22 protein-coding genes are annotated in these 25,133 nt (G+C 39.0%); 12 read left to right on the top strand and 10 right to left on the bottom strand.

The window, feature by feature from the left end:
* Positions 1 to 54 precede the first annotated feature (54 nt).
* The 3 genes from nusA to BWD42_RS09800 all read right to left on the bottom strand — a co-directional run bounded on the left by nusA (position 55) and on the right by BWD42_RS09800 (position 2,683).
* The gene (nusA, locus tag BWD42_RS09790) at positions 55 to 1,296 is read right to left on the bottom strand and encodes a transcription termination factor NusA (protein WP_046675481.1); all 1,242 of its coding nucleotides are present in this window, start codon (positions 1,294 to 1,296) and stop codon (positions 55 to 57) included.
* A gap of 6 nt (positions 1,297 to 1,302) precedes the next feature.
* Positions 1,303 to 1,767 (bottom strand): ribosome assembly cofactor RimP, encoded by a 465-nt coding sequence (gene rimP / locus BWD42_RS09795; protein ID WP_077435462.1) that lies wholly within the window; start codon positions 1,765 to 1,767, stop codon positions 1,303 to 1,305.
* A gap of 139 nt (positions 1,768 to 1,906) precedes the next feature.
* Positions 1,907 to 2,683: an XRE family transcriptional regulator gene (locus tag BWD42_RS09800; protein WP_077435464.1), complete on the bottom strand. Its 777-nt coding sequence runs from the start codon at positions 2,681 to 2,683 to the stop codon at positions 1,907 to 1,909.
* 100 nt (positions 2,684 to 2,783) lie between these two features.
* On the opposite strand from BWD42_RS09800, the gene BWD42_RS09805 reads away from it, so the two are divergent.
* Positions 2,784 to 3,107, top strand: coding sequence for a hypothetical protein (locus BWD42_RS09805; RefSeq protein ID WP_077435466.1), 324 nt, complete (start codon positions 2,784 to 2,786; stop codon positions 3,105 to 3,107).
* Positions 3,108 to 3,209: 102 nt separating this feature from the next.
* Here BWD42_RS09805 and BWD42_RS09810 read toward each other — a convergent pair whose 3' ends face one another.
* Positions 3,210 to 5,459, bottom strand: coding sequence for a penicillin-binding protein 1A (locus BWD42_RS09810; protein WP_317041799.1), 2,250 nt, complete (start codon positions 5,457 to 5,459; stop codon positions 3,210 to 3,212).
* A gap of 515 nt (positions 5,460 to 5,974) precedes the next feature.
* Between BWD42_RS09810 and rpoN the strand changes: the two genes are divergently transcribed.
* The 3 genes from rpoN (at position 5,975) to BWD42_RS09825 (ending at position 9,556) form a co-directional block, all read left to right on the top strand.
* Positions 5,975 to 7,441 carry an RNA polymerase factor sigma-54 gene (gene rpoN, locus BWD42_RS09815; RefSeq protein ID WP_077435470.1) on the top strand — a complete coding sequence of 489 codons (1,467 nt, stop codon included), beginning with the start codon at positions 5,975 to 5,977 and terminating at the stop codon, positions 7,439 to 7,441.
* An 83-nt stretch (positions 7,442 to 7,524) separates the two neighbouring features.
* The gene (locus BWD42_RS09820; RefSeq protein ID WP_077435472.1) at positions 7,525 to 8,400 is read left to right on the top strand and encodes a carbon-nitrogen hydrolase; all 876 of its coding nucleotides are present in this window, start codon (positions 7,525 to 7,527) and stop codon (positions 8,398 to 8,400) included.
* Positions 8,401 to 8,479: 79 nt separating this feature from the next.
* Positions 8,480 to 9,556 carry an agmatine/peptidylarginine deiminase gene (locus BWD42_RS09825; RefSeq protein ID WP_077435474.1) on the top strand — a complete coding sequence of 359 codons (1,077 nt, stop codon included), beginning with the start codon at positions 8,480 to 8,482 and terminating at the stop codon, positions 9,554 to 9,556.
* A 180-nt stretch (positions 9,557 to 9,736) separates the two neighbouring features.
* On the opposite strand, the gene agaR is transcribed toward BWD42_RS09825, so the two are convergent.
* The 3 genes from agaR to proS form a co-directional block, all read right to left on the bottom strand.
* Complete coding sequence (agaR, locus tag BWD42_RS09830; RefSeq protein WP_077435476.1) at positions 9,737 to 10,498, bottom strand: transcriptional repressor AgaR; 762 nt, start codon at positions 10,496 to 10,498, stop codon at positions 9,737 to 9,739.
* Positions 10,499 to 10,733: 235 nt separating this feature from the next.
* The gene (locus BWD42_RS09835; RefSeq protein WP_077435478.1) at positions 10,734 to 11,522 is read right to left on the bottom strand and encodes a hypothetical protein; all 789 of its coding nucleotides are present in this window, start codon (positions 11,520 to 11,522) and stop codon (positions 10,734 to 10,736) included.
* A 12-nt stretch (positions 11,523 to 11,534) separates the two neighbouring features.
* Positions 11,535 to 13,007 (bottom strand): proline--tRNA ligase, encoded by a 1,473-nt coding sequence (gene proS / locus BWD42_RS09840; RefSeq protein ID WP_077435480.1) that lies wholly within the window; start codon positions 13,005 to 13,007, stop codon positions 11,535 to 11,537.
* Between the two features lie 178 nt (positions 13,008 to 13,185).
* Here proS and BWD42_RS09845 point away from each other — a divergent pair, with 178 nt between their 5' ends.
* The 6 genes from BWD42_RS09845 to purH all read left to right on the top strand — a co-directional run bounded on the left by BWD42_RS09845 (position 13,186) and on the right by purH (position 20,133).
* Positions 13,186 to 14,349, top strand: a complete 1,164-nt coding sequence (locus BWD42_RS09845; protein WP_077435482.1) for a hypothetical protein — start codon at positions 13,186 to 13,188, stop codon at positions 14,347 to 14,349.
* Between the two features lie 71 nt (positions 14,350 to 14,420).
* Positions 14,421 to 16,019: an OmpP1/FadL family transporter gene (locus BWD42_RS09850; protein WP_077435484.1), complete on the top strand. Its 1,599-nt coding sequence runs from the start codon at positions 14,421 to 14,423 to the stop codon at positions 16,017 to 16,019.
* Positions 16,020 to 16,132: 113 nt separating this feature from the next.
* The gene (locus BWD42_RS09855) at positions 16,133 to 16,888 is read left to right on the top strand and encodes a hypothetical protein (protein WP_077435486.1); all 756 of its coding nucleotides are present in this window, start codon (positions 16,133 to 16,135) and stop codon (positions 16,886 to 16,888) included.
* 11 nt (positions 16,889 to 16,899) lie between these two features.
* Positions 16,900 to 17,817, top strand: coding sequence for a LysM peptidoglycan-binding domain-containing protein (locus tag BWD42_RS09860; RefSeq protein WP_077435488.1), 918 nt, complete (start codon positions 16,900 to 16,902; stop codon positions 17,815 to 17,817).
* Positions 17,818 to 17,852: 35 nt separating this feature from the next.
* Positions 17,853 to 18,491: a uridine kinase gene (locus BWD42_RS09865; protein WP_077435490.1), complete on the top strand. Its 639-nt coding sequence runs from the start codon at positions 17,853 to 17,855 to the stop codon at positions 18,489 to 18,491.
* 115 nt (positions 18,492 to 18,606) lie between these two features.
* Positions 18,607 to 20,133: a bifunctional phosphoribosylaminoimidazolecarboxamide formyltransferase/IMP cyclohydrolase gene (purH, locus tag BWD42_RS09870; RefSeq protein WP_077435492.1), complete on the top strand. Its 1,527-nt coding sequence runs from the start codon at positions 18,607 to 18,609 to the stop codon at positions 20,131 to 20,133.
* 52 nt (positions 20,134 to 20,185) lie between these two features.
* Here purH and BWD42_RS09875 read toward each other — a convergent pair whose 3' ends face one another.
* Both BWD42_RS09875 and BWD42_RS25085 read right to left on the bottom strand, forming a co-directional pair.
* A complete protein-coding gene (locus BWD42_RS09875) occupies positions 20,186 to 20,557 on the bottom strand; it encodes a YkvA family protein (protein ID WP_077435494.1) in 372 nt (123 codons plus the stop codon).
* A 311-nt stretch (positions 20,558 to 20,868) separates the two neighbouring features.
* The gene (locus tag BWD42_RS25085; protein ID WP_262507816.1) at positions 20,869 to 20,994 is read right to left on the bottom strand and encodes a hypothetical protein; all 126 of its coding nucleotides are present in this window, start codon (positions 20,992 to 20,994) and stop codon (positions 20,869 to 20,871) included.
* An 871-nt stretch (positions 20,995 to 21,865) separates the two neighbouring features.
* On the opposite strand from BWD42_RS25085, the gene BWD42_RS09880 reads away from it, so the two are divergent.
* A complete protein-coding gene (locus BWD42_RS09880; protein WP_077435496.1) occupies positions 21,866 to 23,644 on the top strand; it encodes a hypothetical protein in 1,779 nt (592 codons plus the stop codon).
* 258 nt (positions 23,645 to 23,902) lie between these two features.
* A complete protein-coding gene (locus BWD42_RS09885) occupies positions 23,903 to 24,613 on the top strand; it encodes a DUF4397 domain-containing protein (RefSeq protein ID WP_077435498.1) in 711 nt (236 codons plus the stop codon).
* A 106-nt stretch (positions 24,614 to 24,719) separates the two neighbouring features.
* On the opposite strand, the gene BWD42_RS09890 is transcribed toward BWD42_RS09885, so the two are convergent.
* Complete coding sequence (locus BWD42_RS09890; RefSeq protein ID WP_077435500.1) at positions 24,720 to 25,025, bottom strand: FtsB family cell division protein; 306 nt, start codon at positions 25,023 to 25,025, stop codon at positions 24,720 to 24,722.
* Positions 25,026 to 25,133 lie beyond the last annotated feature (108 nt).

The following is a 25,133-nucleotide window of genomic DNA, read 5'->3' on the forward strand; positions in this document are numbered from 1 at the left end:
TCCATAACCAATTTATTCCGAATGTTAGATGGAAAAAATTTAACAAGCTGAATTTTATTCAAATTCAGCCTGCAATATACGTACGATCTCACGGATGGTATCTTCCTCCAAATCGGTACGTCTCACCAGTTCTTCTTCGCTAAGTGATAACACGGATTTTGCAGAGTCTAAACCAACACGCTTCAACTCATCGATAACCCAGCTTTCAATTTCGTCGCTGAATTCTTCGATATCCACATCCTCATCAAATTCATCATTCTCACGGTAAACATCAATCTCATAACCAGTCAGCTTACCAGCCAATTTAATATTGTGTCCACCACGTCCGATTGCCAAGGATACCTGATCCGATTTTAAGTATACAGCAGCTGTTTTATTTTCCTCATCGATTTTGATAGAGCTTATCCGAGCAGGACTCAAAGCACGGGCGATATACAAGGAATGGTTTGTTGTGAAATTGATCACATCAATATTCTCATTACGCAATTCGCGAACAATACCGTGAATACGAGATCCTTTCATACCCACACAGGCACCAACCGGATCGATACGGTCGTCATAAGATTCAACCGCCACTTTAGCACGCTCTCCAGGTTCACGGACAATTTTCTTGATTGTAATCAGACCATCAAAAATCTCCGGTACCTCAAGTTCAAACAAACGTTGCAAAAACGCAGGCGCCGTACGTGAGATAATGATTTTCGGATTATTGTTCATCATATCCACTTTATGTACTACCGCACGGATACCGTCACCTTTTTTGAAATAATCAGCAGGGATTTGTTCCGACTTAGGTAAAATCAATTCATTGCCATCTTCATCCAACACCAAGATCTCTTTCTTCCAGATCTGATAAACCTCACCGATGACCAATTCTCCTTCTCTATCTTTATATTTCTTGAAAACCTCATCTTTCTCAAGTTCCAACACTTTAGAAACAAGCGTTTGACGAGCCGCCAAAATAGCACGGCGTCCAAAGCTTTCCAATGTGATCTGTTCGATAAAATCATCGCCCACTTCAAGATCCTCATCGTGTTTTCTTGCTTCTGCCAACTCAATTTCAAGATCATCATCCTCAGAAAATTCATCTTCAACAACGACGCGCGTTCTCCAAATCTCCAAATCCCCGTTATCTGGATTCACGATAACATCCACATTTTCATCCGTACCAAAACGACGACGGATCATACTACGAAAAACCTCTTCCAATACTGTAATGACCGTAGGTCTATCGATATTCTTAAACTCCTTAAACTCCTGAAAAGAGTCTATCAGATTGATGTTGCTGTTACTCATTATTTTTTAAAATGAAATTACCACTTTTGTTGCTTTTATTTGATCAAAAGGAAGTTCTTTTTCCACCTCTTGCGCTTTTTTACCTTTTTCCTTTACTTTTTGAAGAATTTTAATCTTTGTCTCGTCAACCGATAATAAGGTCCCTTCAATTTTAGCGTTATCACCCAACTTGACCTGTACGGTGCGGCCGATATTTTTTTGATATTGCCGATTATTGACAAAATTTGAATCAATACCCGGAGAGGAAACCTCCAAACGGTAAGCGTTATCAATGACATTTTCCTCCTCCAAATGAAAACCGACATGGCGGCTCACCTGTGCACAGTCATCAATATTAACGCCATTATCTCCATCCAAGAGAATTTCCAAAATCTTATTTGGACGCATCTTTACACTAACAATAAACAAATCCTCGCGATCTGCTATTTTTTCCGTTATGAGTTCAATGACTCTTTTTTCTACATCTTGCATTGTTCTACTGCCTAGAATGCTAAATTAATTGTATTAAAAAAAGGGGGCAATACGAGCCCCCTTCCTTTCAGATATGCAAATATAGTATTTTATAAAATAAAAAACAAATCCCCAAACAACTGCGAAAGTATTTTTTCTATTATTTCGAATTGTCAACAACTGCATTAATTGTTTTCTGCATTTGTGCCATCATACTGGTCAATGTTTCCATCGTCGGCTCAGGTGTTGGCTCCGGTAGCTGCGTGCTAATAAAAGCCTTTGCCTTCCAGACTTCAAGAATATCCGGAGTCTCAACCCAATAAGGTTCATATGTTTTGTTATCAGATACAAGCTTTAAGCCTTTATCCTCCTTAAATTTAAATGCGATACGCTTATAGACGACACCCTCCTCCCGAGATACGACAACATAGGTAAGTCCAGGCTTTATATCATGCCAATTTTCTACATACTCCGCCACAATAATCGAACCCGAAGGCAGAGGCAACATCGAATCTCCTTTAATCTCAAAAGCCCGAAAAGTCCCCTGTCCAAACATGGGCAACGAAAATTTCGGAAGCTCAGCGACATATTCCGGATCACCATAGCCGTTTAAGTAACCAGCACTCGCTTTAACGGGCACAAGCTCAATATTTTCACGATCGTTACCATCGACAGTCACACTTAATACCCTAAGATTTGACGCATTACTTTTAGGCACCGGCTTCCACTTCTCATCAATCACATCATTCGCCAATTCATCCATGGTTAACCCATAAAACTCGGCAATTTTTTTCAGCAATTCGTATTTAGGCTCCGCCCGATCTTCTTCATATGCACCGACCGAAGCTCTTTTAATCTCCATGATATCAGCAAATTGCTGCTGTGTAAGTTTCTTTCCTTTTCGAAGGAATTTCAAGTTGGATGAAATATTTGCCATATTATTTTTTCAAAAATATTTTACAAAAACTAATTTTATTAGTATTATTGTGCCAATAAAATTAGTAAATAAAAATTAAACATCCAAATAATTTAGTATTATGGGCAATTTTATCGTATATATCTTAACAGACAACAACAGAAGGTACTTTGAGATCGATTTCACATCCAATATATTTAGCACAGTAATGGAGCTTCAACAAGCCAATAATTTTATTCTTCAACAGGGCACTCATTTGAATAGAATAATCTATTCCGAAGAGTTTTCCCAATTAGCATACGCAAAAAAGAGAATGAGTGAATTACAAAACTTCACACACATGCAAATAGAACGTGTTATCCGCAAAAATAATCCAAACTGGAATAACCTTTACCCACAACAACAGCAAGCTTATGCAAAAAGAAACACCAATTTCGCGGCCTAGTAATACATAATAGAAATAAAAAAGCCGCCCAATTTTCATTAGGCAGCTCGCTATTTGTTATACTATGCTAGATTCGAAAGAGGATAAACGTTTTTACTAAATTTAGGCTGACGTGGTATTCTCCAGCACACCCGTATTTTCACCGGAACCACCTTCATTGTTATTACGCTCAGTAACTCCACCCTCTGTAGACTCTTCTTCAGGTCCAATAAAACCCTCGTCCGTTTGCTCATCAACTTGTGTCGAATCACTTTGTACTGGCTCCGGCTCACTATAACGCGGCGTCTCACATTTATAGGATTTCGTGATTTCAACCGTAGATTCAGGGAATTTACCCTGCGTATAGCCCAATTGCTTATCTTTATAAACAGATTCTAAAAACACACCAAATATAGGCAATGCCGTCCGGGAACCTTCACCGGTATGCGAATTCTTAAAGTGTATACTTCTTTCATCACATCCAACCCAGATTCCAGTAACCAAATCCTTCGTCACTCCCATATACCAACCATCAACATATTCCGAAGAAGTACCGGTCTTACCCCCAATTTCATTTTCTTTATCAAATAGATCCCATTCCCACAAGCCCTGCGATGTACCTCTTGGCTCTTCCATCCCACCACGCAACATATAAGTCATCAACCAAGCATCTTGTTTATCGACCACCTGTTTGCGCTCCGCCTGAAAAGTGGCAATCACATTTCCATCGTGATCTTCAATTTTAGAAACAAGTACCGGTGTTACCCGCTCACCATGGTTCATCATCGTCGAATAACCGTTGACCATCTCAAATACCGACACATCATTAGGCCCTAAACCGACGGATGCCACCGGATTAAGTTTACTCGTGATACCACAACGTTGCGCAGCATCTACAACTTTCGCTGGGGTAACCATATCTGTCAACTGAACCGTCACTGAATTAATAGATCGAGCCATCGCATGGCGCAAAGACATCTCCCGATAAGAAAAATTCCAATCTGCATTTTTTGGTTCCCATACTTCGACGGAATCTCCTTTGTCAATCTTTATGGTAACAGGTTTATCTGTGATCTTATCACAAGGCGACATTCCGGACTCCAAAGCTGCCAGATAAACAAAAGGTTTAAATGTAGACCCCGCCTGCCGTTTCGCCTGCATCACGTGATCATATTTGAAATACTGATGGTCTATCCCACCTACCCAAGCTTTAATTTCACCGGAATAGGGATCCATAGACATCATGCCCGCATTCAACATCATGGCATAATATTTCAGGGAGTCCATCGTAGACATTTCCTTTTCGACCTTCCCCCCATCCTTCCAATTGTACACTTCCATCTTTTTCTTCTTATTTAAGAAGAAATTGATACTATCGGGACTAGTGGCATATTTTTTACTCAGAAACTCGTAATAAGGTGTCTTCTTCGCTAAATTCTCCAAAAAGTTTGGAATCACTTTTCCTGAAAGATCCCGCCAGGGCTCCTGCCCCTCCCAAGTATTATTCAAACGCTGTTGTAACTCGGCCATCTGTTTAGCCACTGCTTCTTCAGCATGCTTTTGCAACTTGGAATTGATCGTTGTATAGATCTTTAAACCATCCGTATAGATATCGTAATTATTCTCTTCTGACCACTTCTCCAGCCATTTAGCAACAGCTGTACGCAGATATGAATCTCCTCCGGCATTTATATCTTGATTATTGGTATTTAAAACGATCTTCTCTTTGACCAATGCATCAAACTCATCCTTTTTTAGAAAACCACTCTTATGCATCTGGCCCAACACCGTATTTTTACGGTCAAATGCATTTTCAGGATTTCTAATCGGATTATATAAGGTTGTTCCCTTTAACATGCCGATCAATACCGCGGCTTCGTTTTGATTCAATTGATTTGCTCCCTTTGAAAAATAACGTTTTGCAGCCGTTTCTATACCATAGGCATTATTGCTGAAAGAAACTGTATTAAGATACATTTCTAAAATCTGATTTTTTGTATACCGCTGCTCCAGCTTGTAAGCGGTCATCCACTCTTTGAATTTGGTAATCACCAAACCTGCTACGGGTAAACGGGTCAATAAACCTCCGGCCTTATTATAGCGCGTGCGATAAAGGTTCTTGGCCAGCTGTTGCGTAATTGTACTCGCACCACGTTTATCACCTTTTAATGTTGAAATAATACCCGAGCCCAGGCCCAAAAAGTCAACCCCGTTGTGCTGATAAAAACGCACATCTTCAGTTGCTATCAGCGCATTAACAACAGTTTTAGGAATACTGTCAAAAGGGATTGGATTTCTATCCTCGTCAAAATATCGACCGATCAATACACTATCAGCAGTATACAATTCTGTCGAAATGTTGACACTGGGCATAATGATGTCTTTTTTTGTGGGTGAGTAGCCAAAAAGCCACAAAAAATTAAGTTGTATAGCACAGACCAAAACTATAACGAAATATATTGCAATAACGAGATAACGAAGAATCCGATTCTTAATACGTCTAAACATAAATGGAAATTTATCTTATATTCAACATATTGAATCAACAAAGGTTTTATTTCCCGCTCAATATGCGTCTATATCTGTTTCAGGGGCTAAATATACAACTAAATAAATGTCCGTAATCAACTATTTACATTTTTTAACAATAAAGGACGAGCGCTCATTGCAATAATGTCCATCGGCAAAAAAAGTCTCATAATAGCCACATTATTTCAGATCCATGAAATTAAAGCAACACAAGAAAATGTAAGAAGACGCTGTTTAGATCAGCAGGTTAGTTGAGGTGTTCCGCAAATATTATACCTACTTTTGATTTATTATCTATTTTATTTTAAAATAATAATGATATTTGTTTAAATTTAGATGTAAACTAGTCAACGATTAGCATGTTAAAACAGACATTACAACAAAAGCTATTACAAAAACTGTCTCCACAACAAATTCAATTTATTAAATTGTTGCAGGTACCAACAGTTTCATTAGATGCCCGAATAAAAGAAGAATTAGAAGAAAACCCTGCGTTAGAAGATGGTAGCTTGACTAATATGACGGATCCAATAGAAGAATATCCGGATAAAGATCCGGATGACAACTTCGACAACGAAGAAGGATTCGACTCAGATGACTTCAGTTTGGAAGATTATATACAAGAGGACGACTACAAAGATTATGGTAATGGATATGACTATGGTGATGATGATGATGAACGGAAAGAAATGCCCGTGGCCATCCAACATTCATTCTATGAACAGTTACAACAACAGTTAGACCTCCTCGCCTTAGATGATAAGCACTTTTTAATTGGTCAGCAGATTATCGGCAGCCTGGATGACGACGGCTACTTACGTCGTCCGATCATCAATCTGGTAGATGACCTAGCCTTCGGTCAAAATGTAATGACCGAAGAGCACGAAGTATTAGAAATGCTAAAAGTGATCCAAGATTTTGAGCCTGCGGGAATTGGCGCCAGAGATTTACAGGAATGTCTTTTGATACAATTGCAAAAGAAAGACGCGAACAATCCAACGATTAAGCTCGCAATCAAGGTCGTGGCCAATTATCTGGATGAGTTCACTAAAAAGCACTATGACAAACTAGAGAAATCATTAGGAGTATCCTCTGAAGACTTGAAAAACGTCGTAAATGAAATCCTAAAACTTAATCCCAAACCAGGCGATTCGGGAGCAGTAGCGGGTAAACAACTTCATATCATTCCCGATTTCCACATTAGCAATAACGACGGCACCCTCCATCTTACGCTAAACGGGCGTAATGCACCTGAACTCCGCATCAGCAGGGATTATCAGCATATGTTCGAGCACTACGAGAAGTCCGATCAGAAGGACAAGAAGATGAAAGAAGCAGTACAGTTCGTCAAGCAAAAGCTCGATTCGGCAAAATGGTTCATTGATGCCATCAAGCAACGCCAACAAACCTTACTTAAAACCATGAATGCCATCATGGAATATCAATACGATTATTTTCTTACCGGAGATGACCGTAAATTAAAACCCATGATCTTAAAGGACATCGCAGATAAGATCGATATGGATATCTCGACCGTCTCCCGCGTGGCAAATTCAAAATATGTGCAAACCGAATTCGGAACATTTTTGTTAAAATCATTTTTCTCCGAAGCTATCCAAACAGACTCTGGGGAAGAGGTCTCAAATAAGGAAGTCAAGAAAATACTGGAGGAATGCATCGCCAAAGAAAATAAGCGCAAGCCGCTTGCCGACGAGAAGCTAACGGAAATACTGAAAGAAAAAGGCTACAATATCGCCCGCCGAACGGTAGCCAAATACCGTGAAGCATTAAACATACCAGTCGCAAGATTAAGAAAAGAGCTCTAAGAGCTCTTTTTTGTTTTTCGGGTGACAATCAAATCTAAATTAAGAATAGTATCTTTGTGCTCGAATTAAACAAGCATTAAGGAATGAGCAAAGTAAAAGTTGGAGTTGTACAGATGAGCTGTACCGCAAACAAACAAGAGAATCTCGAAAAAGCAATCGCTAAAGTAAAAGAAGCCGCTGCAAAAGGTGCGCAAATTGTGTGTCTGCAAGAACTCTTTACCTCTTTATATTTCTGCGATGTAGAAGATTATGACAATTTCGCGCTGGCTGAATCTATCCCGGGACCATCTACCGACGCCCTGTCTGCTGTTGCGAAAGAAGCCGGAGTCGTTATTATCGCTTCATTATTTGAAAAAAGAGCTGAAGGTCTTTATCATAATACCACCGCTGTATTAGATGCTGATGGCTCTTATTTGGGTAAATACCGCAAAATGCACATCCCCGATGATCCGGCTTTTTACGAAAAATTCTATTTTACGCCTGGTGATCTAGGCTATAAAGTATTTAAAACAAAATTCGGTAAAATCGGCATATTGATCTGTTGGGACCAATGGTACCCCGAAGCGTCAAGAATCACAGCCCTAATGGGTGCAGAAATTCTATTCTACCCTACAGCGATCGGCTGGGCCACGGATCAGGATGAAGAAACCAACAAAGATCAATACAATGCATGGCAAACCATTCAGCGCTCACACGCGGTAGCAAATGGTGTGCCTGTGGTAGCAGTTAACCGTGTTGGATTTGAACAGGATGGCGCCATGAAATTTTGGGGTGGCAGCTTTGTTACCAATGGACAAGGCAAGCTATTATACCTCGCTTCCCACGATAAAGAAGAAATTGAAGTAGTTGAACTAGATCTAGCTGAGTCCGACTATTTCAGAAAACACTGGCCCTTCTTGAGAGATCGTAGAATTGAGACATATTCTCCAATCACCAAACGTTTTATCGACGAAGACTAATATCAAATCATATTGGCCATTTTAATTTGTAATTCTTAAAAAGAAAAACAGATTAAAATGGCTTTTTACATTTTAAAGCATGGAACAAGAAAGCACTTTCACACAGGCATATTTTGACAACTCACCCAAAAAACAAGGTTTTTCGTTTCCCGCTGAATGGGCAAAACAAGAAGCGCTGTGGTTGAGCTGGCCGCATAAAGAGGAATCTTGGCCTGGAAAAATTGATACCATATACCAGCCCTATTGTGAGTTTATTAAAGCTGTTGCTGTTGGACAGAAAGTCCGAATCAATGTAGCTGACGAAGACATGAAAGCATTCGCCATCACAGCATTGAAAAAAGTAACTGCTGATTTTAGCAATATTGAATTTTATTTCAATCCAACCAATGACGCCTGGTGCAGAGATCATGGTCCCGCTTTCCTGATCAATCAAACTACAAACGCAAAAGCAGTTGTTGATTGGGGATATAATGCATGGGGCGGGAAATATCCGCCTTTCGACCTGGATGATGTTGTTCCCACACGTATAGCGAAAGCGTTCAACCTGCCTTTATTTACCCCCAATATCGTTATGGAAGGCGGTTCTGTCGAATTCAACGGAGCCGGAACAGTGATGACAACAACAGCATGTCTGCTCAATGAAAACAGAAATCCTGATTATACAAAAGAACAGATTGAGACTTACCTCAAAGAATTCTATGGACAAGATCAGGTATTATGGTTAGGCGACGGAATTATTGGCGATGACACTGATGGTCATATTGATGACATCACGCGTTTTGTGAATGAAAACACGGTGTTAACTGTTGTTGAAGAAAATCCGGAAGATGAAAATTATGCCATCCTCCAGGAGAATCTAGAAACACTTCGTTCCTTCAGATTACTCAACGGAGAAGCACTTAATATCGTCGAACTCCCGATGCCCGCACCGGTAATCTATGAAGACACCAGACTTCCGGCATCATATGCCAACTTCTATATCGCAAATGATGTCGTCGTTGTTCCGATTTTCAACGATGCCAATGACCAGAGAGCATTGGATATTATTCAGGGATGCTTTCCGACACGGAAAGTTATCGGAATCAATTCGGTAGATATTATCTGGGGATTGGGTAGTTTTCATTGCCTGAGCCAGCAAGAGCCTGCACTCAGCTAAGCATAAATTGCTCCATAAACAGAAAGGTTTCTTAATCGATTAAGAAACCTTTCTGTTTATATAAGCTACTGATTACAAACACTATTAAATTAGATCTTTTCTGTAACACACTTTTACTGCTTACGCTCGACAATACCGATGTCAGCTTATCGCAATAATCTGAAGCGTACCGACAGCCCCCTAGACAACGACCACATGCACACCGGACTTCTCCAACGATTCAACAAATCCGGCATTCACTTTATCATCTGTAATCAATATATCAATTTTTTCAAAGCCACAAATCCGTCCAAAGCTACGTCTTCCAAATTTGGACGAATCAGCTAAGACAACTACCTTTTGGGCCGTATCGATCATGATACGATTCAATTGGGCTTCCTGTGCACTGGATGTTGACACACCATACTCCAGATCTATTCCGTCTACCCCTAAAAACAATTTACTACAATAAAAGTCATGCAGTAAATTTTCAGCATATTTTCCAGTGACTGAGGTGGAAGTTTTTCGTAATGTCCCTCCCATCTGCATAATTTCAACTGATGGGTATTTAATTAACTCCATGGCAACGTTCAGCGCCGAAGTGACCACAGTAATATTTCCCTTAGGTACAATCTGCCTGGCCAACGATTGCATGGTGGTCCCGGAAGCAATAATAATTGAATCATTTTCTTCAATCATCTCAGCAGCCTTCTTCCCGATTCTACTTTTATCGTCCGAGCGAAGTTTCTCCTTTTCAAATACCGTCCGGTCCGTCGTATACGGATTGTACTGTGTCGCTCCGCCATGCGTCCGAAATAGCAGACCACTCTCTTCTAAAAGCGTGAGATCCTTGCGGATGGTAACAGAAGATACACCCAGTTCCTCGCATAGGTCAATCACTTGGACTATACCTACCTCTTTTAATTGTTTTAAAATATATTGATGTCGCTCTACGTTTGTCATGGTTCTTTTATATGCGCTAAAATATTAAATCTACCAGTTGTTTATCTATACAGATACATTAAGAAAATATAAAATATCAACGAAAACCATTACTGGATCGTAGCTTCAGATATTCTATACCAATTTCCCTAGTAGAACTGACGTTAAAATAACGAATTTATTTAATTATTTATACTCTGTACAAAGAGAATTATACTTTATTCTAAAAAGATAACGTTTTTGGGTTTCAACAAATTCAAAACTCCAAGGGATTGGGCCGAATATACTGGTAATCAAACTCCTTTTGAAGCAGGCTTCCACTCACTACTTTTTGAAAATGATCCCCTGGTTCAAATCGCAATGGCAGATCTAAACCATACTTTCGCGCAGAGGCCAGGATCACATCCTTTTTCTTTGGGTGCATTGGGGCCACAATATTATAGACGGCATGTCTTAGGTCCTTGACAGAAGCCAAACTAATCAACCGCACAACATCATCCAGATGGACAAAATTAGCGAGCTGTTCACCCGTTGTGCAGATACGATTGGCAAAATACTTTGCAAAAATGCGGTTTTTACCAAATAAGCCCCCAAGTCGATAGACATAGGTGTTAGGCAACGCTAGCATCTGTTGCTCAGCCAAATAAAGTTTTTCGGAAAATTCTATTCCGGCTGACTCCAATTCATGATAGACAACATCTTTATCCGGGTATATTCCAACGGAACTTAGAAACAACTGTTTGGTCCATTGGATATTTTCAAGAAATCTCGAAATATTGGAAAAACGTACCTCTAAACCAGAAAGACTGTTTTTTTGGCTGGCAGGAATACTATTTAACACAAAGTCGAACCGGTCTGGAAGAAGTACATTAGACAAGGTATGACCTTGATCAAAGTCGGCAATAAATGAAAAAATACCATCAGTTTTAAGCCGATGGTATTTTTCATATTGTGTCGTACTTGCCCAGACCTCATGTCCCTGATGCTTCATATCCATGGCAAATGATTCTGCCAGCCATCCACATCCTAAAATGAGTATCCGCATAAGATCAAAAGATTAATAAGCTTTTGCAAATAAAACGCGGCGACGAGAAGGTTTACCAGTGAAGATACATATACCCTCTTCCTCTTTGGCATCCAAAGGAATACAACGGATTGTAGCCTTTGTTTCCTCTTTCACACGTTTTTCTGTTTCTGTGGTCCCATCCCAATGGCAGGAGATAAATCCACCTTTACCCTCCAGCACTTCTTTAAATTCATCATAAGAATTTACCTCGGTAAAATGGGACGCTCTGAAATCCAATGCTTTTTGGTAAATATTTTCCTGTATTGCCTGCAACAGCTGTTCGATATTGCCAGCCAATCCTTCTTGTGCTACCGTTTCTTTTGTTTGGGTATCACGACGTGCCAGTTCTACAGTTCCATTTTGCATATCTCGCGCACCAACAGCAACACGTACAGGAACACCCTTCAATTCCCATTCCGCGAATTTGAAGCCGGGACGTTGTGTATCACGGTCATCGTATTTCACCGAAATATCCTTGATCTTCAACTCGCGCATTAACTGGTCCACGAATGTGTCAATCTGCGCTTTTTCTTCCTCCGTTTTAAAGATCGGAACAATAACAACCTGAATTGGAGCCAATTTTGGCGGCAATACCAAGCCTTGATCGTCGGAGTGCGCCATAATCAATGCGCCCATCAAACGGGTAGAAACACCCCATGATGTTGCCCAAACATGCTCCAGCTTTCCTTCTTTAGAAGTAAATTTCACATCAAAAGCCTTCGCAAAGTTTTGTCCAAGAAAATGTGATGTACCAGCTTGCAACGCCTTTCCATCCTGCATAAGCGCTTCGATACAGTAGGTATCCAAGGCGCCGGCGAAGCGTTCATTTTCCGTTTTCCGGCCACGTACAACCGGTACAGCTAAAATATTTTCAGCAAATTCTGCATAGACATCAAGCATACGTTCGGTCTCTTCGATAGCTTCTTCCCTCGTAGCATGTGCCGTGTGGCCCTCCTGCCATAAAAACTCCGCTGTACGCAAGAAAAGACGCGTACGCATTTCCCAACGGACCACATTTGCCCATTGGTTAACCAAAATTGGCAGGTCACGATAAGATTCGATCCAACCACGGTACGTATTCCATATAATCGTTTCAGATGTCGGACGTACGATTAACTCTTCCTCCAATTTTGCATCTTCATCCACCACAATCTTACCGGTACCATCGTTTTTTAATCTATAATGTGTGACTACCGCACATTCAGTCGCAAAACCCTCTACATGGGCTGCTTCTTTAGAAAAAAACGACTTGGGGATGAATAAAGGAAAATAAGCATTGCTATGGCCTGTTTCTTTAAATCTCTTGTCTAAGATCGCTTGCATTCTTTCCCAGATAGCATATCCGTATGGTTTGATCACCATACAGCCCCGTACAGCTGAATTTTCAGCTAGATCAGCTTTGATCACAAGTTCATTGTACCATTGCGAATAATCTTCTGCACGACTTGTTATTCCTTTACTCATATGAAATTGATAAATTATTGTAACATTATTACGTTAAATCTCGTCTGTATTTCCAATACAAAAAGCGTTCAATAAAAAATATTTGTATTTTTGATTACTTCGATTAAACCCCCTCGAGAAATTTGCGTCTAAGATAGTAAATAAGGCTGTATAATCGAAAATAACGATTTAGGATATTATGAAAAAAAATAGATTATTTATCGGAGCACTTGCCATGACAGGAGCATTTATGTTAGGTTCCTGCGGTACGAGTAGGCAAATCTATAGCGACGATGTCTATGGCAATAATGGACAGGCTAGACAGAAAGTCTATCAAAGTCCGGATTACTATTACACAGATGCAGATCAGGTTCAACAAGGAGGACAAGCTCAGGGCGGTTACTATGATGACGAATATTCAGACCAGGATTATAACAATGATTCCTACGAAGATCTAGAATATGCAAACCGTATAAATAGGTTTTATTATGCGACCCCAGGGATGACCTATTTTGATCCCTTCTTCGATCCATGGTATGGCTATGGATTTGGTGGAATGTACGGATATGGTCCTTCCTTCGGCTTAGGTTGGGGTTGGAATTCGGGCTGGGGTTCTTCATGGTCTCTTGGTTTTGGCTGGGGCTGGGGTTCCGGTTGGGGCTGGGGATCTCCTTGGTACGGTGGTTACCACCCTTGGGGCGGCTGGTATGGCGGTTACTGGGGATCTGGATGGTATGGCAACGGCTATTGGGGCGGTGGCTACTGGGGCAGTTCAAGACCCTATTATGCTTCATCCCGATCAAGTTATAGAGACAACTACAATGTACGGACCTCTTCTTCCCGCACCAGAAGTTCGGGAAATTATGACCGCACGGGGGTAGCACGCGATTCCAGAGGACGTATTACTTCAGTAGCTAGTACACGATCAAGTGCCGGTGGTCGGACAAGATCATCTGACGGTTCTATATCACGTAGTTCTTCTGCCTATGACAGATCAAATGGCAGAACCAGATCTACGGACGGTATCTCAACTAGAGGCGGATATACAGATGGTGGCAGAACACGCAGCTCTGATAGATCCAATGGAACTTATCCAAATATGCGCAGCTCAAATGGGACTTCCAGAACCCGTACAAGTTCTGGTAATGTTTCCCGTCCAATGAGCCGTTCCATGGAAACCCGTTCAAGCTATCCAGGTTCGACATCAAGACCATCATATACGCCTCCAACAAGAAGTTATGATGGTGGATCTACACGCTCAAGCGGTGGTTTTTCCGGTGGCGGTAGCACCAGATCCAGTGGCGGATTCTCTGGCGGTGGCGGTGGTGGTAGCACCAGATCCAGCGGTGGACGTACACGCTAGTAATAAAAATAGCTTACAGTAGCATGCAGCACCCTGTGTGCTACTGCTTATTATAGACGATATTTTAGCTTATGACAATCAAAAAATTACTTTTTGGAACTGCATTTTTAATCGGTGCAGCAGGGACCGCTCAGGCGCAATACACGAAAGATGTGCTTCTATTTTCCCAAGGGGACAATGGCGGTACCGCTCGTTTCAAGGCCATGGGAAATGCTTCGACCGCTCTGGGTGGTGATATTAGTTCAATTACAGGCAACCCGGCTGGTTTAGGATATTTTAATCAATCAGACATCTCTGTAACAGGTAGATACCTTAATAATAAAAATAAAACCGATTATTTTGGACAGAATACCATTAGCAGCAAAAATAATTTCAACCTGGATAACGCTGGAATTGTTTTTCATTTGCCAACTTACCGGAATGGAGGAAACCTCGAAACAGGTTGGTTGAACTTTAATGTTGGTATTGCTTACAACCGTAATTATGTTTACAATAATCTATTGCAATATAGCGGAATAAACACAGATAACTCCATTTCCCACGCATATGCTGATCAACTGAATTCCCCAAATGGAATGAATGGCTGGGGACAAGAGATTTACAACAATTCATATCTATTTGATTTTGATAAAGCTTATCAAAACCCATATAATCCGATCGTTGCGGGGGCAAATTTTGATGGAAGAAACGGGCTGAAGCAGGTAAATTCTATTCTGGAAAAAGGCAGCAAATCCGAATCTGTCCTGTCTTTCGGAGCAAATTACAGCAATAAATTGTACTTAGGGGCAGCGTTGGGATTTACAGCTTTTAGTTATGACAATTCAAGCTGGTTTACAGAGTATGGCCAGACAATGAATGTCGCACAAATGACAAAAGCGAATCCAAAGTCCGACTTTTTAAAACCAGGCGCGGAATATGCTAGCAAGCGTGAAATGTTGGATAAGGACTATGAGCTGTACGATGACTATGCACAAGTGACCGACGGTACAGGTGTAGATTTCAAATTAGGGGTAATATACAAGTTTACACCTACCTTCAGTATGGGTTTTACAGCGAAATCACCGACATTTATGAGCGTCAGAGATGAGTCTTACAGCAATTCGGAGTTCCGTTATTTTAAGCCAAATGAAGATAAGTCTTTTAAAGAATACCGCACCAGCGATAAAGCAGGTTATAGCTATTTAGAGTATAATATGAATACACCATATAAACTCTCCGTAGGCGCCAGTCAGGTATTTTCCAGCGGCTTGATTACCGCGGATGTAGAATGGGTGGATTATGGAGCGATGCGTTTCAAAGATGCTGGGGCTGCTAATAAAACCTTGGAAAAAGACATGAACCAAAACATTAAAAACGCGTACCAAGGTGCATTTAATGCGCGTATCGGTGGAGAAGTTTTGTTTGACAACGTCTTTAGTGGTAGAGCTGGTTTCAACTATAGTGGTAACCCCTATAAAAATGCAGATTATACAAACTATACCGCTTCTGTGGGTATAGGTGCAAAACTAGGTCGTGGGATGTATATCGATTTGACAGGAGCCTATAATGCTGTCAATTACAAAGAAAGCCCTTATACTATCGATGAAGATTTTTGGAACACTGCCAGCCCTGCCGCAGATATAAAAAATCAACGAACAAATGTCGTTTTGACAATCGGTTCAAAATTTTAAGCGATTTTTCTCGATAAAACGTCCAGCCCGTCTGGACGTTTTTCATTTATTACAATCCCACCAATTATAATTTAAAAGCTTTTAGTAAATTTGTCCTCTTGGTTGAAAATCACATGACAAATCAGAAAGTCTCAAAAGCGTTCAATGTTCTATTTACTTATCCCATCTGGCGGATCGAGATCGATGCCGAGAACAGACTGATAGCGATAGAGACGAGGAATCCAGCAGACACACTCCCCTATTTTAATGTGATTTCTTTTGAAGGGGCTAATATTCTTCGGGACTTCAAAGCCATCAGCAAAGAGTGGGTATTGGCTGGAATTCAATGCCAGAAACTGATCCTAAAAAAAATCTCGGATACTTCACCCATCGATGCTGGCATCCAAATTATAGACTGTTATCAACCTCAACGACAGGAAACCTGGTTTAACTACATTTTTCTCGAGATGGTCAGGGATGCTATCCTGCTTAGGCCCAAAATGATCGCGCAAGGATTGCAATTGTTTTTAGATCTAAAGACAATGTCCATAAAAGATAAAAAGGAGGCATCTTTTAAACCTTTTGACAGCCAAATAGTCTACCCAGTAATTTACAATGGTCAAACACCCCATTTTTTGACAGATTTCACAATAGATGACGAAATTTGGCTAAATGTTTTGGAGGACTATTTTATTTGGGCTTTCTATGAAAAAAACAACGATAATCACTATCAAATCCGGATAGTTCGATCAACAAAAGATAGGTTAATTGACGCTGTTGTTGCAGTAACTCAATTGCCGCTAAAGTTTTTCAACATCTATTTTCTTGTTAACAAACAAATATTCCTTTTGACAGACAATAAACGGGAGTTTGTTTCGTATTTAGTATAATTGCAAAATATATGAAACTATTATTCGAATTAAATACATATAAAAAGGTAGCCATTTTATCAATTTCGATGCTATCTCTTCAACAGGTTGAAGCTAAAAATTTCACTTTCACACCGACCACCGCGATCCCCGACTCCGTTGGGACAGAAGTAGTCAATGGTGAAGAATTTGTCCTTTTCAAAATAGAAAAAGGAGATAATTATTACCAACTCAGCAAAAAATACAAAACCACGGTGGGGCAGCTGACGCAGATAAATGGAAACGGTACATTAAGTATCGGACAGATTGTTAAAGTCCCAACTGGTCGAAAACCAAGTCCTATTGCGAATAAAACGCCTAACAACACAGCACAACAGAATCCGCGTGATCCACAACAAGGTTTTACAGCCTATATCGTTGGCGAAAAAGAAACCTTATATGCCATATCCAAAAGATTTGGTATCACTGTCGAAGATATCAAAAAAGCCAACAACCTAAAAAACAATACCATTAGTGGTGGTATGAAATTAATGATCCCAAATCAACCGCTACCGCCTGAAAGGCCAAAATTGGTTGAACCTAAAGGCGTTGAAATCGTTGCTTCCGATTCTACAAACGATGACGATAAAGAAGAAAATCAGATTTCAACAAACCGCTATGGAATACGGGAAAAAGCTGAGCGGGGCATCGGTGTCTGGATGGATGGTTTGTCCTCCCAGGGAACAAGTAATCTCGCCCTCCATAAAAGCGCGCCTGTAGGGACAATCCTAAAAATCACCAACCCAATGACTAAAAGTGTTACTTACGCGAAAGTAGTCGGCAAATTTAATGACAATGCCGAAAACCAAAATGCCATTGTTGTGTTATCAAAGTCCGCAGCAGCAAGTATTGGAGCATTAGATAAACGCTTTCAGGTAGAGATCGCCTACGGATTACCTTTAGAAAATTAATTAAAATAAAATAGCTCTTGCAGCGCAAAACAAGAATGAATAACAAACCGTATGTCATAGGGATTGCCGGAAGCAGTGGTTCTGGAAAAACTTTTTTTTTGAATAGCTTTTTGAAACACTTCAAAACTGATGAAGTGACATTGATTTCCCAAGACGACTATTACATTCCTGCCAATACAAAAACGCAGGAAGAAAATAGACTCTATAATTTTGATATCCCCACATCCATAGACAGAGAAGCTTTCTATAAAGACATCAAAGCACTCTTTAATGGAGAGACAATTTATAAAGAGGAATATACATTTAATAATCCTTCCTTAACACCAAAAATGTTAGAGATAAAACCGGCTCCGATATTGATTATTGAAGGACTTTTCATTTTCTATTACACAGAAATAAATGCGCTTATAAATCATAAGATATTCTTGAGCGCTGATCAGGATATCGCACTCAGAAGAAGACTGCATCGCGATTTGGTTGAACGTGGTTATTTTGAGGATGATGTGATGTACAAATGGGTGAATCACGTCCTCCCCTCCTACAACGAGTATTTATTACCGTTTCAGGATTCTTGTGATCAGGTCATATTCAATAATACAGACGAGCCTGAACCGATTTGGGATATTACCAATCAGATTTCTGAAGAGCTAAAAACAAAACTTAATTTAGTATAACGTAGATAAAGACGGGCTTAGGTATGAATAAGCCCGTCTTTATTTAAAAGTGCTTGATTTATTGACATCAAGATTTTAAATTCATATCTTTGCGCCACGAAACAAATCCATCATAATGAACCATCCTGTAAAGATTAAAAATGCTTTGGTTTCAGTCTATTATAAAGACGGCCTAGCTCCTTTAGTTGAATTATTAAACAAATACGGTGTTACATTCTATTCCACTGGTGGGACAGAAACATTTATCAAAGATTTAGGTATAGATGTCGTTCCAGTTGAAGACCTGACCAGCTACCCTTCGATTTTAGGAGGCCGTGTAAAGACCTTACACCCAAAGGTGTTTGGTGGAATTTTAGCGCGCCGTCCGCTTGAATCGGACCAACAGCAACTTGCTCAGTATGAAATACCAGAGATCGATTTGGTTATCGTAGATTTGTATCCATTTGAAGAAACCGTTGCTTCTGGAGCTTCCGAGCAAGATATCATCGAAAAAATCGATATCGGTGGAATCTCATTGATTCGTGCAGCAGCGAAAAACTTTAATGATGTTGTGATCATTTCTTCCAAAAATGATTATAAAGCGCTTGAAGAGATCCTAGCCAACCAAGAAGGTCATACTTCTTTGGAGCAACGTAAGGAATTTGCGAAACGTGCCTTCAATACATCATCCCATTATGATACAGCAATCTTCAATTATTTCAATCAAGAGAATCCAATTGAAGTTTTTAAACAATCCGAGCAAAACGCTCAGGTATTGAGATACGGTGAAAACCCGCATCAAAAAGGTGTTTTCTTTGGCGACCTGGATAACATGTTCGATAAATTAAATGGCAAAGAGCTTTCGTACAACAACCTTGTTGATGTAGATGCCGCTGTGGCTTTAATCGACGAATTTGAACAACCAACGTTTGCGATCCTAAAACACACCAATGCATGTGGAGTGGCGTCAAGACCAACAATTAAACAAGCTTGGTTAGATGCCTTGGCCTGCGATCCAGTTTCAGCATTTGGCGGTGTTTTAATCACCAATGGCGAAGTGGATGGCGAAACAGCAACAGAAATCAATAATCTATTCTTCGAGGTTCTCATCGCACCTTCCTATTCGGAGGAGGCAATTGCTATTCTTACGGCCAAGAAAAATAGAATTATCTTGGTTCGCAAAGATGTAAAACTACCTAGCCAACAGTTCAAAACCTTATTGAATGGTGTCATTCTTCAAGATAAGGACAATACAATTGAGGGGCCTGAGCAAATGGTAACGGTAACAACAGTAAAACCTACAGCTGAACAATTGGAAGATTTATATTTTGCGAATAAAATTGTAAAACATACAAAATCCAATACCATTGTCTTTGCTAAAAATGGTACCTTGTTAGCATCGGGTGTTGGCCAAACATCAAGAGTCGATGCCTTAAAGCAAGCCATTGAAAAAGCAGTTTCATTTGGTTTTGACTTGAAAGGTTGTTCAATGGCATCAGATGCTTTCTTTCCTTTCCCTGACTGTGTAGAAATCGCTTCTGGGGCAGGTATTGCAGCCGTATTGCAACCGGGTGGTTCGATCAAAGATCAATTATCCATTGATATGGCTAATGAAAAGGGCATTGCAATGGTAACTACTGGCGTGAGACATTTCAAACATTAAGAACAATTCAATCACCTCATAAAAAAAGCTACTTTTTACAAAGTAGCTTTTTTTATTTGTTGACCGGCCAGCCCAATCGCTCTGATTTGTATCGTTCGATTTCTTCCGAAAGTTTCCGGATAGCATAGGCAACAATAGCAACGTCATCTAACCAACCGCCTACAGCAATAAAATCCGGAATAGCGTCTACAGGAGAAACCACATAAATAATCGTCCCGATAATAATGGATAGATTCCAGCTATTCATTTTAAACTTTCCCGTAATTGCATCCTTGCACATGGCGATCAGTAATTTAAAATCGTCAACATAACTACCAAGATTTTTGGCCTTAGATTCTGCTTGTGACAGCTCCGCTTCCGTAATTTTACGATGTCTAAAGCGCTCAAACATACCCGATGCAATCTTTTTGATTCTACTGTTCATAACTCAAAATTATCAATAATTTTTGATTAGCCAAACTGTTCCCTTCGTCCCTATAGTCTCTCATTATCTTAATCTATATACTGATCATTTTTCCTATTCCCCGTGACACGTCCTAATAACCTACTGACCATAAAACTGCCTACAGTCCTAGTGCAGCCATTAATATTGTCTGTACAATATCTCCAATAGAAAAGCTCACCCAGGTAGAACATATCCTACCGCCTAATACCGAAATAATAATACATTCCATTTCATAATATCTTCCTTTCCAAATCGAATTGTCATATTCTTTCCTTTTTGATTTTCGTCCGTTAATTGTTCGGATAGGACTGTCTCTTTATCTGCCCAGGATCGGAAACTTTAGGAAGACTCCCATATTCCTTTAAAGCCTTCTTCAAAATTCCCAATCCAACCACGAAATATTTTAATATATTCATTGCTTTGGTCTGAAATTTTATCATTGATCTATACGAGCAGCTTACAAGAGTAGTGACTTTTAAAATTGTCAAAAGAAGGATGACATCAAACTGAGATCATATTTCAGAATAATGTGAGAAATCTAAAGTTAAATTGCGAAACAACTTTATATTGTCATGTTTTAAAAATGTGCTTTTAGTTTTTAATTGTTTATCGAATTTTGACTCAGTTATATATTTATGTTATTTCGTCTGAATACAGAAAAAAGAGATTTTCCATTAAGATCATCTTTCAAATTGAACGCGTCAGCACACAGCATAATATTGATTATCACCCAGAGATTCGTTTGTTAAAACCGTGTTACAAGCGGTAATCTGATATATTCATACCGCATAAATAATTTCGTGCTATTATTCCTTGTTGACCTAAGTACTAGATCTTATGGATAATGTATACACATACTATTCTTCATTTAACCTCGGCCTTACAGCCCAAGTATAAATAATGCACTTCACTTTTTTTCGGATTTAACTACCTTATTTTTAAAGTATTTCATAAAAAAAATAGTCAATTTCTCGGGTTCTTTGATGCAAAATTATAGTTTGGAGAAAAATAAATTATCTTGATCCGCTATTGTGTAACATCTTTTGATACTATCCCATAACGGATGTCATCCGTGCGGAACTTGATTGTTCCCTCCCATCCACAGCATCTACATTCATCTTTCATAAATCCATTAAAAAATAAATCACTGAAAGAAATAATATTATTAAAAAATCTACACTTTTGTGTAGTATTAATAACGAAACACAAAACTTAACTTTAGATAAATAAAAAACTACACTCTAGCTACAATAAATAAATTAAAGAAAAATATAAAAATAAATATATATGAACAAAAACTTTTTAATTCTGCCTCTATCGGTATTTCTTTTAAACATTTCTTGTAAAAAAGACATACAAAATCAATCCGAAAATATGCTCAACACTGAGAGTTCGACCGAGAAATCCAATCTACAAACCTTTTCAATAATTCTGTCCAAGGCAGTAAGTAAAAATAAGCCTTTAAGAGATTTCATAAAGGCCGAAGCATTAAAACAAAAAGATAACGACTTTGATGTTATATATGAATTATGCAAAAACGAAAAAATAGCTGACAATAAAACATTCAGGGATATTTTAATTGAAAATGAAACTTTCGAAGGAGCTATTACAAAAATTGAGACAGAACTACCTACAATTACAGTCCTTGTCCCGACATTACCAAATGATAGTTTTACTCCCTACAATTGGTCCACTGAAAACCAAATACCGATGATAGGTTATGTAAATAATACAGATGTGAACATGTATTTAAATGGTGAAAAGAGTATGACCTTAAAGAACGGACAAGTCCCTGGATTTCCCACCCTAGTGGTGAAAAATAACGAAAGAATAAGAATCCGTGCCGCTGGGATAAAAGCATCAAGCAAGTCCCCCTTAAATACAACTCAACTCGAATTCGTTCATGAAGCTTATGATGGCATAAATAATCCAACTAAACCCTATTCGGAAGCTAAAGCAGAATCGATTTCAAAGTTAAATGCATCTGCAACTAGGTTAGCTTCAGCAAATATAGCTTCCAATTCATTCGATGCTCCTTATTATTTTGAAACGTCGCAAATTTTAACAGATGCCTATAACAAATTTTTGCCACAAAATGGAGGTTGGCAAAGAGATTATATCTATTATAATTTAGAAAATACTCCAGACGCGAAGGGCGGCTTAAACCAAACAATGACTGAAAGTATAATGGCAATAAAAATTAACCCAAGCGCATTAAGCATAATACAAGATGAAGGAGATCCGACTTATAATACAAATTTTACCATCAGAGCTAACGAAGGCGTTTATTCCACTGCCAAAATGTGGACAGAAGGTAACTTCGACGTACAGATAGATGTTGTCACCAGTGATGTACAGGGTGGTGGATCAGCGATTTCACAAGTTCTCTCAATTCCGGCAATAGAACTCTTTGATGTTCAGTATACGACACAAGGTTATGGAAATCCTAGATACGGTGATTATACAACTGTTTATACTTTTAAGGAAGTTTTACCAAAATATTATTACTGTAACATTCCAATTAAGGAGTGGAATCTGCAACATATGGGTTACACCTGGAAAATCTCAGTAAGAGAAAATGACAAAGCAACTACTTATATTGACAGCGAAAAAGTTTCTACCAAATTTGCTACTAATTTTTCAATAGAACCTGCTACAGGGATATTAAAAAAAATAGGCCTTAAATTTGGGGCCTCCGCTGAAAAAGTACAAGAAGTAACATCTACCGTTCAAAGAACGCAAGAAAACGATTTTATAGGTGATGCTCTAGTTAGTTTTGGCGACGCAGTACTAACTTCCGGTAACAAACTGGAAGATACTCAGATAAATTCATTTATAGTAGATCTTAAGACCAAGGCTAGAAGAGAATCTGCTACAAAATATGTAAATCACGTTGCTACAGCGAGAACTGGTACTAATCCTAGAAATCCAGGCCCGCCACCTTTTTATTCAGCCGAGCAGAATGACATCAAAGCAACGGCTAAAAATGTATATTCATTATCTAACTTTAATAAAGTTTACAATAATAACTTTGAAATCGTAATGGTTCCGGTATACAAATATTAAAGATTTACAATTAAGATAACTTTGGCCAATAATCATAATAAATATGTTTATTGGCCATTTTTTTGTTATTAATCTTTATATATTTCAATTCCTTATCTCAATGAATAAAATAATCTTTAAACTTGAAATGCTAATAACAATACAACCACAATTTTATTATTTTTACAGCCAACTGTAGCAAAGTGTATCTCATCTCCGTATAATAGACAACACAAGCGCAATGTGTTTTACACAAAAAGATTTTAATATTACAAGGTTATGAAAAACTATAGATTATTTAATTTTATTGCTATCGCAGTAGCGACATTCTTCCTATCCAGTTGCTTAAAAGATAACGACAACCAACGAATTCCAGGTGCGTTATTTACAATGGTCAATGGGTATACTGACGCCAATGCGGTTGTATATTACGCCGACGGGGGGCCATTACAAAGTCCATATTATCCCTTGGATTTTAAAAGCTATAGCCAAGTAGGCCTATTTACGGGGGCTAGAAATATAAAGATATCATCGGAGTATAACAGTGCCCTAGTTGATACGACAGTGACGATCAAAGACAGTACAATTTATACCTCATTTGTTTATGGTAACAAAGCGAAGCCAGTGCAGGTGATTACAACCGACAAAATCAACAAAGAAATTAAAAACACGGAATCCGGTGTACGTTTCTTTAATTTTGCTGAGGGAACTGACCAAGTAACCCTACAAATCGGTACCCAGGCTTCTCCGACAGAATGGACAAACCGTGCAAAAGAAACACAAAATTCAGCGACGGCTCATCAAGGTTTTATCGCACAAAAAAGTGGAACCTTTACAGTTATTGCTAAAGATAAAGCTGGGAAAACCATTGCAACCCGTAAGGATATCAAATTGGTCGAAAATTATTACTATTCATTGATATTGATCGGCAAGGCAAATGATGAGAAAAAACCGCTATACATTGGTTTAGTAGCGCAGGCTGCAAATTAAAATACCCCTTTTCTATATACTAAAAAAGACCATCGTATTCATATGATGGTCTTTCTTTATTTTGTACAATATACCGCTCTAACGGATAGCCCTTTTTCGCTGAAAACTAAGGTGTTTCTTTGGGCGCAACTTTAGAGACCACATAGATATCCTCATTATCCTTTTTCATCTTATATTTCTCCCGTGCAATACGTTGCACCTCCTGTGGATTGGATCGAATGTCATTTATCGTTTTTATAATCGCTGCATTTTCTTTTAGATAAAAGGACCGCTCTGTCTCCAAGTTGGCTTTTTGCTTTTGATAACTGTATTGTGTCGCAAAATCATTTCGATCAAAAAACAACATCCACACCAAAAAAGCCAAAGTGGCTAATAAATACTTATTTCTTATTAAAGACCATAATCGTTGCATAGGACAAAAATACTATTTAGCTTTTATACTCCTGATAATTTCTTCCAAAGTTAAACATCTTTAATAAAGATATGGAATAATGTACTCAAATTCATCATATCCTTAGAA

Source organism: Sphingobacterium sp. CZ-UAM (genome assembly GCF_002000245.1).
GTDB lineage: Bacteria > Bacteroidota > Bacteroidia > Sphingobacteriales > Sphingobacteriaceae > Sphingobacterium.

Bases quoted from the DNA above. Each gene is read 5' to 3' on its own strand.
- BWD42_RS09845 (WP_077435482.1), top strand. From the start codon at position 13,186: ATGAAAAAAAATAGATTATTTATCGGAGCACTTGCCATGACAGGAGCA.
- BWD42_RS09885 (WP_077435498.1), top strand. From the start codon at position 23,903: ATGAAAAACTATAGATTATTTAATTTTATTGCTATCGCAGTAGCGACA.
- BWD42_RS09890 (WP_077435500.1), bottom strand. From the start codon at position 25,025: ATGCAACGATTATGGTCTTTAATAAGAAATAAGTATTTATTAGCCACT.
- BWD42_RS09860 (WP_077435488.1), top strand. From the start codon at position 16,900: ATGAAACTATTATTCGAATTAAATACATATAAAAAGGTAGCCATTTTA.
- BWD42_RS09805 (WP_077435466.1), top strand. From the start codon at position 2,784: ATGGGCAATTTTATCGTATATATCTTAACAGACAACAACAGAAGGTAC.
- agaR (WP_077435476.1), bottom strand. From the start codon at position 10,498: ATGACAAACGTAGAGCGACATCAATATATTTTAAAACAATTAAAAGAG.
- BWD42_RS09825 (WP_077435474.1), top strand. From the start codon at position 8,480: ATGGAACAAGAAAGCACTTTCACACAGGCATATTTTGACAACTCACCC.
- BWD42_RS09800 (WP_077435464.1), bottom strand. From the start codon at position 2,683: ATGGCAAATATTTCATCCAACTTGAAATTCCTTCGAAAAGGAAAGAAA.
- BWD42_RS09880 (WP_077435496.1), top strand. From the start codon at position 21,866: ATGAACAAAAACTTTTTAATTCTGCCTCTATCGGTATTTCTTTTAAAC.
- proS (WP_077435480.1), bottom strand. From the start codon at position 13,007: ATGAGTAAAGGAATAACAAGTCGTGCAGAAGATTATTCGCAATGGTAC.
- BWD42_RS09810 (WP_317041799.1), bottom strand. From the start codon at position 5,459: ATGCCCAGTGTCAACATTTCGACAGAATTGTATACTGCTGATAGTGTA.
- BWD42_RS09835 (WP_077435478.1), bottom strand. From the start codon at position 11,522: ATGCGGATACTCATTTTAGGATGTGGATGGCTGGCAGAATCATTTGCC.
- BWD42_RS09850 (WP_077435484.1), top strand. From the start codon at position 14,421: ATGACAATCAAAAAATTACTTTTTGGAACTGCATTTTTAATCGGTGCA.
- rpoN (WP_077435470.1), top strand. From the start codon at position 5,975: ATGTTAAAACAGACATTACAACAAAAGCTATTACAAAAACTGTCTCCA.
- BWD42_RS25085 (WP_262507816.1), bottom strand. From the start codon at position 20,994: ATGAATATATTAAAATATTTCGTGGTTGGATTGGGAATTTTGAAGAAG.
- BWD42_RS09820 (WP_077435472.1), top strand. From the start codon at position 7,525: ATGAGCAAAGTAAAAGTTGGAGTTGTACAGATGAGCTGTACCGCAAAC.
- BWD42_RS09865 (WP_077435490.1), top strand. From the start codon at position 17,853: ATGAATAACAAACCGTATGTCATAGGGATTGCCGGAAGCAGTGGTTCT.
- BWD42_RS09875 (WP_077435494.1), bottom strand. From the start codon at position 20,557: ATGAACAGTAGAATCAAAAAGATTGCATCGGGTATGTTTGAGCGCTTT.
- rimP (WP_077435462.1), bottom strand. From the start codon at position 1,767: ATGCAAGATGTAGAAAAAAGAGTCATTGAACTCATAACGGAAAAAATA.
- purH (WP_077435492.1), top strand. From the start codon at position 18,607: ATGAACCATCCTGTAAAGATTAAAAATGCTTTGGTTTCAGTCTATTAT.
- BWD42_RS09855 (WP_077435486.1), top strand. From the start codon at position 16,133: ATGACAAATCAGAAAGTCTCAAAAGCGTTCAATGTTCTATTTACTTAT.
- nusA (WP_046675481.1), bottom strand. From the start codon at position 1,296: ATGAGTAACAGCAACATCAATCTGATAGACTCTTTTCAGGAGTTTAAG.